Origin of the sequence: Paraburkholderia kirstenboschensis, from assembly GCF_032806925.1 — a bacterium.
Taxonomy (GTDB): domain Bacteria; phylum Pseudomonadota; class Gammaproteobacteria; order Burkholderiales; family Burkholderiaceae; genus Paraburkholderia; species Paraburkholderia kirstenboschensis.
Genome location: NZ_CP136512.1, coordinates 2,337,598 through 2,349,612, shown reverse-complemented (window position 1 = coordinate 2,349,612; position 12,015 = coordinate 2,337,598). Strand labels below are relative to the sequence as shown.

Sequence of the window (12,015 nt, the reverse complement as noted above, 5' to 3'; positions counted from 1 at the left end):
CGTTCGTCGACACGCATAGGGAGACGGGAGTTCGGCCGTTGCGGTCGTTCAGATGTCAACCGTTCGTAAGGCAGCTTCAGGTTGCTCTTCAGCCATCCGCACCCGCGCGACCACGAATGTCAGCTATCACTTCTCGGGAATGGCTAGTCTCGTCTCGACCCGTGGCGGTCGTCAGGCCATCAAAGATGCGCGTGTTCAGCGAGGCGTCGTAAGCACTTGGCATTTGCGTCGCCACCCTGCTCGCCACCGATCGGTGCCGCCAACATCACGCGCGGCATGGCGCTCTGATTTGTCCGCCTCGGCGCGGTGTCGAACGGGGATAGGTGCCTCGACACAAACGCATCTAAGCTACCGACTCCAGCCGCGACGCCTTGTAGTGACAGACCAGAAAATCGATGGGTACAGGTTGCTATATCCGCAAATATCTCTATGTTTTATAGGTTGACTGCCCGGCAGCGTCCACGGCTCTGAGGATCCGCTTGATTGAAGTGCGGTGATGCGTCTTTGTTTGCGACAGCGCTCTTCGTCACTGATGCATGACGCGATGTGATAGCCACAGGAGGTCATACGATGGAAGTCAAGTCAATCGTCGCGTATCAAGGCCCCAGCATTCACGCTCGTTTCCCGGTCATCCGATATACCGTCGATCTGGGCGTGCTGGAGCAATGGCCGACCGGGCGCCTCGGTCGGGGATTCATCGATGGTTTGCTCGGCTGTCTGCCGGGCCTCGCACAGCATGGCTGCTCGTATCAATCCCCCGGCGGATTTGTGCGGCGCATGACAGAAGGCGATGGCACGTGGCTCGGCCATGTCGTGGAGCATGTAGCCATTGAACTGCAGAAGATGGCGGGTTCGGACGTCACTTTTGGCAAGACGCGAGCCGCGGGTCCGGATGGACACTACGACATCGTCTACGAATATCATGATGAATACGTGGGCCGGCAGGCCGGAGATCTGGCATTAGCGCTGATCGAGCATTTCTTGCCTGTCGAACTGAAGTCGACGTCTGATTCCAGGACGAACCTCGACTTCGAACAGCAGATCCACGATTTTCTCCGTGCTGCGCGCAATCGCGAGGTGGGGCCGAGCACGGCGGCACTGATGAAGGCCGCGGTGGACAGGGCGATTCCGTGTACGCGGACGAACGCCGACAGCCTGATACGCCTAGGCTATGGGCGCTTTCAGAAACGGATCAAAGCCACGCTTACCAGCGAGACGCGTCAGCTCGCGGTGGACATTGCCTCGGACAAGAGAGAGACGAACCGGACGCTGCGGGACGCCGGCTTGCCGGTGCCACGCCAGCGCAAGGTCTATCACGCCTGCGATGCGCTCGCTAGCGCGGAACAGCTCGGCTATCCGGTTGTCGTCAAACCCCTCGACTGCAATCATGGACAGGGCGTATCGATCAAGCTCACCACGTCGGAGCAGGTGAAACTCGCGTTCGAGCGGGCACGAAAGTATAGTCGTGCAGTGCTCGTCGAAAGCTATATCCCGGGGTGCGACTATCGAATGCTGGTGGTCAACGATCAATTGGTCGCAGCGGCCATGCGCGTGCCAGCCCATGTCGTCGGTGACGGCTTGCACACTGTCACGCAGTTGGTGGAAGAGGCCAATCGAGATCCGCGGCGCGGGGAAGGTCATGAAAGCGTGCTCACCCGCATCGAACTCGGTGAGATGGCGCAAAGCGTACTGGCCGCCGCGGGATATGACTTCGAGACCGTGCCGGCTAGGGGTGAGACCGTCTACTTGTGCGCGACCGCCAATCTTTCCACGGGCGGCACGTCCATCGACGTCACCGATCGCGTGCACCCGGACAACCGCGAGATGGCCGTTCGTGCCGTCAAGGCCATCGGCCTCGATGTCGCCGGCGTCGATTTCATCACCACGGATATCGCCTCCTCGTATCGCGACGCCGGCGGGGCGATGTGCGAGTTGAACGCGTCGCCGGGTCTTAGGATGCATCTCGCGCCGAGCGAGGGTGCGGCGAGGGACGTGGCCGGCCCCATTATCGACATGCTGTTTCCGTCGGGTGCCCCGAAGACGATCCCCATTGCGAGCATCACCGGCACCAACGGCAAGACGACCACTTCGCGCATGCTGGCCCATATCATGAAGCTCGCGGGCTACACAGTCGGCCTCGGTACCACGGACGGCGTGTATATCGACGGACGGATGACACTCACGGGTGATATGACCGGCGTGACATCCGCCCGCATGATCCTCTCGGATTTCACGGTCGACGCCGCCGTGCTGGAAACGGCCCGCGGCGGCCTGCTGCGCCGCGGGCTCGGATACCCCGAATGCAATGTGGCGGCGTGCCTCAACGTGAGCGCCGATCACCTTGGGCTGAGCGGCATCGAGACCCTGGAGCAGATGGCGGAGGTCAAGCGCATCGTCATCGAAGTGGCTAAGGACATGGCAGTGCTCAACGCCGACGATCCGTTGTGCCTGAAGATGGCGGATCATACGCATGCAAGCCGGTTGTGCTACGTCACGATGAACGCTGCGCACCCGTTGGTCGGCGAGCATATTCGCGCGGGCGGCGCGGCGCTCGTGCTGGAGGAAGAAGCCGGCGGTCACATGATCGTGCTGTGCGATATGGGCCGCCGCGTTCCGTTGTTGTGGACCTGTCTGATTCCCGCCACTGTGCAAGGTGTCGCGCTGCACAATGTGCAGAACGCGATGTTTGCCGCGGCGCTTGCCCACGGCCTCGGAATCGACGACGAGGGCATTCGGCTCGGGCTGCGCACGTTCGGTAATTCGTTCGCCCAGACCCCGGGGCGCATGAACATCTACGACGATCATCCGTTCAGGGTCATATTGGACTATGCGCACAATCCGGCAGCCGTGCATACCATGTGTTCGCTGGTGGACCGGCTTGGCGCCGAGCAGCGGAAAATCGTTTCACTGACGGTTCCGGGCGATCGCCGCAACGAGGACATTATGGCGATCGGGCGCATTGCGGCCCGGAGCTTCGACCGGTTCATCTGCCATCGGGACAGCGACTCGCGCGGGCGCGATCACCTCGAGGTGCCGGAAATGTTGCGCGATGCACTGTGCAGCGCGGGCGTCCGGCCGCAGCAGATCCAGGTCGTCGCGGAGGAGCAATCGGCCACTCAGTTAGCGCTCGAGATGGCGTGTCCTGGCGACTTGCTTCTGTTGCTCAGTGAAGATTACGCGAGGGCATGGGAACAGATCGTGCAATTCAAGCCGGAGATATCGCGCACGCAGGCAGCGAGAAAGAAGCCGATTCCGATCAAGATACGGCTGGACGATCTGGGCGGGTTGGAGTGGACCGGGAACATGGAACTCGTCCGCGATGCCCGGGGCGTGAGGCTCGCAAGAGAACTGGAGGACTGAACCAGTACTGCGATCATCATTCAATGAACTTCAACCCAACCCGGACAAAAAATGGACGACAAATTGCTTTTCTACAATAACAGTGAACCCACGTTCGACGCCGCTCAAGCATTGGCGCGCAAAGAGCCGTAACTGTTCAGACGCATCGCGCGCACCGGCGGTGCGCTTCGCTCATTGAAACGATTGGGGGGACCTATGGTCACCGCGATAAGACCGCTCTTTTCAAAAAACATCAGCTCGATCGATAGCAATGAGGAGAACGCGATCTTTGTCTTGGACACCGAGCTCGGCTGGCTTGGCAGGATCGACGTCCGCACGGGCCTCTTTCGGGGCCTGGTCAATTTCAAGCACTTCAATGAGTTCAAAGGAGCGGCGGCAATATGCATGCGGCCCGACGGCACGATCCACTATTGCCGTTCCAATCGAATCCACACGGTCAGCATAGAAAACGGCTCGGTACGTGCCGCAACGAGTCCGATCACGATCGATGCTGCGCAAAGCATCGTTGGGTTGTGCTGGAAGGACGGCCGATATTACGTGGCCGATGTGAGGGGCACCCTGCTCGTTGTCGAGAACAGCGAGCTGATACGGACAGTCCGCATTGGAAACGGCATCAACGACATGACGCTGCACGGCGATCGGCTCCTGGTACTCTGTGGAGTCAACCGTGCCGCCCATATCCTGGGCCTTGATGGAACGCATTTCGCATCCGCGACGATACCGCATGACGGCGCGGTGGGTATAGCCGCTGTGAAGATTTCCGATGAGAGAGAGCCCTGCGTCTATGTTTATTACAACCAGCGCAATTGGGACGTCATTGACGACGCGAGCTCGGATCTGACGTCAAACGGCGGCGCCAATATCAAGCTCAGGTACGAGGCCTGCGATGGATTTATCGAGCGGCTCGACTATAAGGTCATGGATCTCGGTCGGGGAAACAATTTTTGCCTGTCGGGAGGTTATGAAATTGAGTTCACCTATGCCGAGATACTCGAACCTGTTTGCGATATCCTCGAGCAGCTGGAAGGCATCAAAATGTGTGTCAGACTGTCGATACCCGTCGACACACCGAGGCAAAAAGTCAAGTTGCTCGAGACCATCGGTGATATTCCCGCAGCCGTTACAAAGGACGGGGACGGTAATGCGATTATCGAGTTTGACCTGACCGGGACACGGCTGGACAAGGAGCGCCGAACTTTTGGCTATCACGCGATCATCGAGGCTTACGGTATCAGGTACAAGCTGACCGACGCGAATACGGACGACTATCCTGCCGATATCAGGCAGCGTTTTCTCAAAGACGAGCCCCGATATGACATGGCCAGGCAAGAATTAAAGGATATTGCGGAGAGCCTGCTTGCACGTATTCCCTCACAAGAGCGTGGCAATGTGATCGTAATCGCCAAAGCCGTACGCGAATATGTCTATAGCAGGCTCGGGTACCGTTACCACAACAGATATACAAGCCCCGTCGAGACCTTGCAGCTCGGCGAGGGAACATGCCGCATGTACATGGAGCTGATGATCGGGCTGATGAGGCTTTGCGGCGTCGCTTGCCGACCCGTCGGCGACTTCAAGGTACCCGAGTACAAGCTGAGGTATGTGCCGGTCGGCTCGGTATGCACGCCCGATTACGACCACGCGTGGGTGGAGTTCTATGTGCCGGAGGTCGGATGGATTCCGATGGAGAGCTCGTCGGACGGCGTTCCGAATAAGCACGACCGATTCTTCGGTGCGCTATCGTGGATCTATATAGAAAACAGTAGGACGGACAAGATGTGCAAAATATGCAAGCCTGGCTCGTGGGAAAAGATCGATGAGAGCTTGCGGTATTCGGAGTTATTTTTCCCGGAGATCCAGATCAAAATCCTCAAAGAGGTCAGGCCGTCATTCGATCCGTCACACTAGCGCTCGATGCTGGCCAGATGCGCAGACATGTCATAGACGTTGCCTTCAACCAGAATGTCGAGGTGCAGGCCGATCATGCTGACAGGCGCATGGCGGCGATCGGGATGAATGGCGGAGTGCCGGAGTTGGGACGTATCGACGACGGTGATGCCACCCGTACCCACGACTTGCAGCTTCTGATCCGGACCGATGAATGCAGCCGTGTCTGGATCAAGCCCGATGCCGACGGCATGCGGGTTGTAGGTCAAGGCCATCAGCATACGCCCGAGCCGGTCCTGGTGGCGAAAATGTTGATCGATCACCAAGTGGTCGATCAGGCATAAGCCTGGCGCTAATTCGACAATATCCGCGCGAGGCGTCGTGCCGCTTTTACCGGCTGCGATCATTTGCCTTGGCAGAAACGCTGCGCCGGCCGAGACGCCGGCAACGTGCATACCCCTTGCATTCCGGCGGCCTATTTGCTGAGCGACGGGCGTGGCGCTGAGCGTCTCGGAGAGGCGGACCGGATCGCTTCCGATAAGGAAAACCCCATCGACGCCACCGAGTGAGTCGTCCCTTGCCGTTTCGCAATCCGCTCGATTCTCGAAATTGGATGTGCTGACGCGATTGACGCCGAAATCGCGGAAGGCTCGTTCATAACCAGCGCCAAGGTCCTCGTCATCGGAGCCTGCCGAGATAATGGCGATGTGCGCGCGGGAGCCGCCGCAAAGCTCAGCGAAGCGGCGCAGGATAGCGGCCTTCGGGGCCGCTTTGCCGTCACCGCCTATGGCGACGATAAAACCTCTTGCCCCGACCGCGGGCGCTTTTGAACGATGCAAACTTTCACCCCGTAACTCAGAATTGGCAGTCGTCATACCGCGACGACGGGATTACAGAAGAAAGCGCGACGCCATTCCAGGCCGGCGCGAGGGGCACCGGCGCTTTGTGATGAACGGATCAAGGCCGTCGGTCGGCGGATGTTTCTAACGATCACGTCAACGCGGCGGCGTTCGAGCCGACAGTGCCGTGGCTCTTCGCAGCAAGCCCCGAGTGCAGCAGTGTATGGTTTCCCAAGTTGTACAGGTTGCCTTCGGTGAGGATATGAAGGCGTACCCCGGTCAACCCCACCGGTTCGCCATGGCGGGTCAAATCGGCGGGGGAGTTGCGCAGATTCGACCCATCAATGATGGTGACGCTGCCGCTTCCGACCACCTCGAGCGTGTCGTCCGGACCGATGAACGCAGCCGTATCTTCGTCGAGCCCAATCCCGGCTCCGAAGGGAATTGACGCGACAGCGGTGAGGAGGCGCCCGAGCCGGTCACGCTGGCTGAAATGCTGGTCGATCACAAAGCGGCTGACAAGCCCCAAGCCCATTGCGAGGTCGACCATGCCGGCACGAGGGGTGGCGCCGCTCGTGCCGCTGGCGATCATCGCGCTCGACATCGCCGAAGCCCCCGCGGATGTGCCGGCAATATGCATGCCATGCATATTGCGACCGCAAAGCCTTTGCGCGGCCGACGTGTCGATCAGCATCTCGGCGAGGCGTACCTGATCGCCCCCCGTCATGAAGACGCCATCGACGCGATCGAGCACCTCCAGGTATTTCGGCGACTCGCAGTCCGCCCTGCTCTTAAATGGCAGGATAGTGATTCGTCCAGCACCGAGACCGCTGAACACGGATTCGTACCGATCGCCGATATCGTCCAATGAGGAAGCCGTCGGAATGACCGCAATGTGCGCCCGCGCCCCGCCGCAAACCTTGACGAAGCGACGCAGTATGACGGGATTCTGAACCCGATTCTCGGCCCCGCCGATCGGCACGATAAAACCTCGTGTGGCGTTTTTTCTTCCGGGACGCATCATTCTCTCCTTGCAAAGCCTCGATCGGCACCGTCGGTGCAATATGCAGACAATCCGCGCCTCGCACATCGCGACAGATCGATATTTTCCAATCCGTCCGCCGTCGCTGGTCAACGCCATCGCTGTCAAAAATACAAAGCGAGAAATGTTCCATCTGCGCCGCGACCGAACACCCCTCTCGCGGACCCGCGTCGAGCCGAGACGGCAAAATTCCCAGCGCACGGCGCGAACGAGAGGCAAGCCTTAGTCACATTATGGTGCAAGAAACACACCAATGTAGTGCAGACCGGCTGTGTCGCTGAAAGCCTTGGCGTTCCTCGCTGCCGCGTCGCAACAAGCGTCCGATGTGCACTCGAAAGCAGCCGGTTTCAGTGTGGGGATCGAACGGCGGCAGTGGGTCGAAAGTGTGAGTTCACTGATGCAGGAAGCTGACGCCGGGCCGCTCGATACTGCCATCGTCTGCAGTCCGCCACATTGCTGCCGTGAAACTTTGACTGACCGAGTGTCGGCAAAGGCCGACAATCGGCCAGTTGTTATCGCGCCGTCGCACCGACGACCTTAGGCAAACAAAGTCCGAGCACCGCGCAGCCTCCCTACTCGCAGTACGCAGCGGCATTCTGGCGCCCCGGCCGGCCCGCTTTTTCGACAAGACGACGTGTGCAAGCTACCTTTCAGCAAGACTACGGCCTTATCTGGTGATCGCGCATTGAAGTAAGATCAAAAACACAGCACAAAAAGGGAAGAATCAGCACTTATCTTCTGCCCAAGTTAAAGATTTATGCTTCCCGGACCAGCGCCGGCCGGCTTCGCCACTGCGGTGTCGGCGTATTCGTGGTGCTCGGGCCTGTCCGGACTTTTCGCGGCCACCTACATCGACCGCTTCGACAGGCGGCGTCTACTGCTTACCATGTATGCGCTGTTCGCGATGTCGAATCTCGCGTGCGCGCTGGCGGGCAGCTTCGCGTTGCTGCTGGCGGCGCGGGCCTTTGCGGGGATAACGGGGGGCGTGCTGGCATCGGTGATCATGGCGATCGTCGCCGACGTGATTCCCGTGCAACGACGTGGCGCCGCAACCGGCACGATCATGACGGCCTTCTCTCTCGCGGCCATCGCCGGTGTGCCGGCCGGCGTGATGCTAGGCGCGCATTTCAGTTGGGCCGCGCCATTCTTCCTGCTGGTCGCGCTGTCGCTCGCCGCGTGGGTGGCGGGCTGGCAACTGGTGCCGTCGCTGGCCGGACATCTGAGCCGGCGCCAACCGCCGCTCGCCGAGATACTGCCCGATCTGATGCGACTCCTCGGCAACCCGCGGCATATGGCGGCCTTTGCACTGACCTTCGTGATGATGGTCGCGCATATGCTCGTCATCCCGTTCATTTCGCCGGTGCTGGTTGCCAACCACGGCGTGTCGCCCGAGCAACTGTCGTGGCTTTATATGGCCGGTGGAGCAGCAACGTTCTTTACCTCGCGCCGGGTGGGCAAGCTATCCGACCGGTTCGGCGCGCGGCGCGTCTTCAGGATCGCGGCACTGCTTGCCTGTCTGCCCGTACTCTTCGTCACCACCTGCCGGACCTGCCGTTCTACGCACTGCTTCTGTTCTTCCCGGTTTTCATGGTGCTGATGTCCGGGCGCATGGTGCCGATGCAGGCGTTGCTGACCACCGTGCCGCAACCCAATCGACGCGGCGCGTTTCTCAGCGCGAATAGCGCGCTTCAGGCGCTGGGCACAGGATGCGGCGCGTGGATCGGCGGTCTCATACTCGGCAGTTCGTCGGCCGGCCAGATCGTCGGCTATGGAACCGTTGGATGGGTGTCGGTCGCGGTCGCGCTCAGCGGCGTTCTGTGGGTTTCGCGGGTGCGAGGCGTTCAGAGCGATAGCGCTGTACCGGCGCCCGCGGTCCTGCATGGTGAGGCCGTCGGCGAAAGCTGAGCCTCACTGTCCCCACCGCACAGCCTCGTCGCGACCATCAGACCGGCTCAGCGCCGAGGTCCGCCAACGGATGCGCCTCCTGCTTCCACGGCGAAGTCAGAAAGTGCCTGACACGCTCGGGCCGCACCTCGGCGAGCGTGGCGGGCGCCCAGCGTCCTTTGCGATCTTTATCGATCAACTGCGCGCGCACGCCTTCGCAGAAGTCGCCCTCCTCGATCGCGCGCTTCACGATGCCTAGTTCCATCCGGAAACACTCGGCGAGCGTCATCTGCCGGCCACGCAACAACGCCTCACGTGTGACGTAAAGCATGGTGGGCGAATGCGCGGCGAGCGCATCGTAAGTGGACTGCAGCCACTGCCTGACTTCGCGCGGCACGTCGCGTTCGAGATCGTGCCGCAACGTCGCCATGATTCTGTCGACGCCGGAACGCCGGTCGAAGTGCCGCTGGATCAATTGCGTGAATGGCGTGATCGCGGCGTGCGGCACGATGTTGCACGGCGGCTCGACCACCCCGCGCAATGCGCTCATGAGATCGCCCTCGTGCGACATACGCTGCAATCGCTCTTCGGAAGAAGCCAGCCAATCGGCCGGCACACATTGATCGGCCAGTTGCAGCCGCAACGCATCGGCGCCGGACAATGTCGCGCCTGTCAGGCCCACGTACAACTCGAGCTCCGCGGGCATCACGCTCAGAAAGCGCGTTGCGCCGACGTCCGGCAGGAAGCCGATGCGCGTCTCCGGCATCGCGATCCTGCTGCGCTCGGTGACGATGCGCAAACGCGCCGCCTGCCCGAGGCCCATGCCGCCGCCCATCGCGATACCGTCGAGTACTGCCACCACCGGCTTCGGAAACGTGTGCAATGCGTAATCGAGCCGGTATTCGTCGACGAAAAACGCGAGCCAGCGGCTGTCGCCGTTTTTGGCGAGCCGGTACACTTCGCGCACATCGCCGCCCGCGCAAAAGCCCTTGTTTCCAGCCCCTTTCAACACGAGCGCGACGATGCTGTCGTCGTTGCGGCAATGCTCGACGAGCATGGCCAGCTCGCGAATCATCGCGTGCGACAACGCATTGAGCGCTGCCGGCCGGTTCAGCGTGATGACCGCGACGCGGTTGATCACGCGAAACAGAATTTCTCGTTGTGCTTCGCCGCCTGGATCGGACGCGTTCTCGGGCACGACGCTTTGCAAGGCGCTCATCGTTGCGTCTCCCCGTGAGCGTGTGCTGCGGGCGTCGAACTCGCGGCTTGTTCGCCTTGCTCGATCTGCCAGCGCGGCGCGCGCTTTTCGAGGAACGCATTGACGCCCTCGCGCTGATCGGTGCCGTCGAACAGATCGACAAAGCGCTCGCGTTCCAGTGCAAGCGCGGCTGAGCGCGGCACGCCATTGCGCGCCTGGTGAATCAGCGTCTTACTGAAGCCGACTGCCTGCGGACTCAGTGTCGCAACGCGCGCCGCCATGCTCAACGCCGCCTCGCGCGCGGCGCCCTTCTCCACGACTTCCTCGACGAGACCGATGCGCAGCGCGGTTGCCGCATCCACGCGTTCGCCGGTGAGAATCATGCGCTTCGCCCAGCCTTCGCCGATGAGCCACGGCAGCGTTTGCGTTCCGCAACCGCACGGCAGCAAGCCAACTGCGGTTTCGGGCAGCGCCATCACCGCGTGCTGTTCAGCGATCCGGATGTCGCATGCCAACGCGCATTCCAGGCCGCCGCCCATCGCATAGCCGTTGATCGCAGCGATCACGACGGGCCGCGCATTCTGCAACGCTTCAAAGGCCGCGCCGAAGCGCGCCGCCGCGACGCGCGCCACTTCGCGATTGCCGTCGGCGAAAGCGTTGAGGTCCGCGCCCGCACTGAAGAACTTCGGACCTTCGCCGGTAATGACTATTGCGCGGACACGAGGCTCGTCGTTCAGACGCTCCACCATCTGCTGCAATTGCAACAGGCCGTCAGGCGTGAATGCATTCGCGGGTGGGCGCTTCAGCGTGAGTTGCGCGACGGCGCCCCCATGTGCGTAGTCGAGTTCGATCATCGCGCATCTCCATTGCTGGTGTCTTTGGCGGTGTCTTTGGCGGTGTCTTTTGGGGTCTCGCTACGATAGAGCTTGATGACTGCGGAAAAGTCCAGACGTCCCGCGCCTTTCGCGCTCATCGTTTGATAAAGCTGCTGCGCGAGTGCGCCGAGATAGACGGGTTGACGCGCGAACCTGGCGGCGTCGGTGGCGAGCCCGAGATCTTTCAGCATCAGATCCGTGCCGAAGCCGCCGCTATATTCGCGCGACGACGGCGCACTATCCATTACGCCCGGCATCGGGTTATACGCGTCGGAACTCCAGCAGCGCCCCGTCGACGTATTGATGATGCCGGCCAGCACTTTCACGTCGATGCCGAGCGCTTCACCCAGCGACATGGCTTCCGCCACGCCCGCCATCGTGATGCCGAGCACGAGGTTGTTGCAGATCTTCGCGACCTGGCCGGTGCCGGTATCGCCGCAATGCACGATGTTCCTGCCCATCGCCGACAACACCGGCTTGACCTTCTCGTACGCACTGGCACTGCCGCCGACCATGAACGTCAAGGTGCCCGCAGCCGCGCCGCCGGTTCCGCCCGACACGGGCGCATCGATAAACGTGTTGCCCCGTTGCTGCGCAAGTTCGGCAAACGCCTTTACGCTTGCCGGATCGATCGTGCTCGAATCAACGATGCTCACGCCCGGCGCGATGCCGGCCAACACGCCGTCATCCGCGGTCAGCACGCTGCGCACATGCGCTGCCGCAGGCAGCATCGTGATCACGCATTCGACGTCGGCCACCGCCGCTTTCGGCGAAGCGGCAGCCTTTGCGCCCGCGTCGACGAGCGCCTGCACCGCTTGCGCACTGAGGTCGAATACATTGACCGCGTGGCCCGCCTTCAACAGGTTGTGCGCCATGGGCGCGCCCATGTTGCCGAGTCCAATAAAGCCTATTTTCATGATCTCGTCTCCG

General features: G+C 61.2%; 7 protein-coding genes and 1 pseudogene. 3 read left to right on the top strand and 5 right to left on the bottom strand.

The annotated features are described in order from the left end of the window. Nucleotides 1-570 precede the first annotated feature (570 nt). Entirely contained in the window at nucleotides 571-3,360 is a 2,790-nt protein-coding gene (gene cphA, locus RW095_RS19395) for a cyanophycin synthetase (RefSeq protein WP_317017712.1), read from the top strand. Between the two features lie 195 nt (nucleotides 3,361-3,555). Then, nucleotides 3,556-5,268, top strand: a complete 1,713-nt coding sequence (locus tag RW095_RS19390) for a transglutaminase family protein (protein ID WP_317017711.1) — start codon at nucleotides 3,556-3,558, stop codon at nucleotides 5,266-5,268. Here RW095_RS19390 and RW095_RS19385 read toward each other — a convergent pair. Together RW095_RS19385 and RW095_RS19380 are read right to left on the bottom strand one after the other, a co-directional pair. Next, a complete protein-coding gene (locus tag RW095_RS19385) occupies nucleotides 5,265-6,122 on the bottom strand; it encodes a cyanophycinase (protein WP_317017709.1) in 858 nt (285 codons plus the stop codon). The two genes, RW095_RS19390 and RW095_RS19385, sit on opposite strands and share 4 nt — an antisense overlap. 115 nt (nucleotides 6,123-6,237) lie before the next feature. Continuing rightward, entirely contained in the window at nucleotides 6,238-7,110 is an 873-nt protein-coding gene (locus RW095_RS19380) for a cyanophycinase (RefSeq protein ID WP_317017707.1), read from the bottom strand. A gap of 790 nt (nucleotides 7,111-7,900) precedes the next feature. Between RW095_RS19380 and RW095_RS19375 the strand changes: the two are divergent. Further along, nucleotides 7,901-9,033 (top strand): annotated as a pseudogene (locus RW095_RS19375) (MFS transporter); the annotation flags it as partial. A gap of 37 nt (nucleotides 9,034-9,070) precedes the next feature. On the opposite strand, the gene RW095_RS19370 reads toward RW095_RS19375, so the two are convergent. The 3 genes from RW095_RS19370 to mmsB are packed head-to-tail and all read right to left on the bottom strand — an operon-like array spanning nucleotide 9,071 to nucleotide 12,002. Beyond that, nucleotides 9,071-10,231 (bottom strand): enoyl-CoA hydratase/isomerase family protein, encoded by a 1,161-nt coding sequence (locus RW095_RS19370; RefSeq protein WP_317017705.1) that lies wholly within the window; start codon nucleotides 10,229-10,231, stop codon nucleotides 9,071-9,073. Then, nucleotides 10,228-11,064, bottom strand: coding sequence for an enoyl-CoA hydratase (locus tag RW095_RS19365; protein ID WP_317017703.1), 837 nt, complete (start codon nucleotides 11,062-11,064; stop codon nucleotides 10,228-10,230). Before RW095_RS19365 ends, RW095_RS19370 begins: the two co-directional genes overlap by 4 nt. Further along, a complete protein-coding gene (mmsB, locus tag RW095_RS19360; RefSeq protein WP_317017701.1) occupies nucleotides 11,061-12,002 on the bottom strand; it encodes a 3-hydroxyisobutyrate dehydrogenase in 942 nt (313 codons plus the stop codon). Before mmsB ends, RW095_RS19365 begins: the two co-directional genes overlap by 4 nt. Nucleotides 12,003-12,015: the final 13 nt, after the last annotated feature.

Excerpts from the sequence above, each read along its gene's own strand:
- cphA (WP_317017712.1), top strand. The coding sequence starts at position 571 with ATGGAAGTCAAGTCAATCGTCGCGTATCAAGGCCCCAGCATTCACGCT.
- RW095_RS19390 (WP_317017711.1), top strand. The coding sequence starts at position 3,556 with ATGGTCACCGCGATAAGACCGCTCTTTTCAAAAAACATCAGCTCGATC.
- RW095_RS19385 (WP_317017709.1), bottom strand. The coding sequence starts at position 6,122 with ATGACGACTGCCAATTCTGAGTTACGGGGTGAAAGTTTGCATCGTTCA.
- RW095_RS19380 (WP_317017707.1), bottom strand. The coding sequence starts at position 7,110 with ATGATGCGTCCCGGAAGAAAAAACGCCACACGAGGTTTTATCGTGCCG.
- RW095_RS19370 (WP_317017705.1), bottom strand. The coding sequence starts at position 10,231 with ATGAGCGCCTTGCAAAGCGTCGTGCCCGAGAACGCGTCCGATCCAGGC.
- RW095_RS19365 (WP_317017703.1), bottom strand. The coding sequence starts at position 11,064 with ATGATCGAACTCGACTACGCACATGGGGGCGCCGTCGCGCAACTCACG.
- mmsB (WP_317017701.1), bottom strand. The coding sequence starts at position 12,002 with ATGAAAATAGGCTTTATTGGACTCGGCAACATGGGCGCGCCCATGGCG.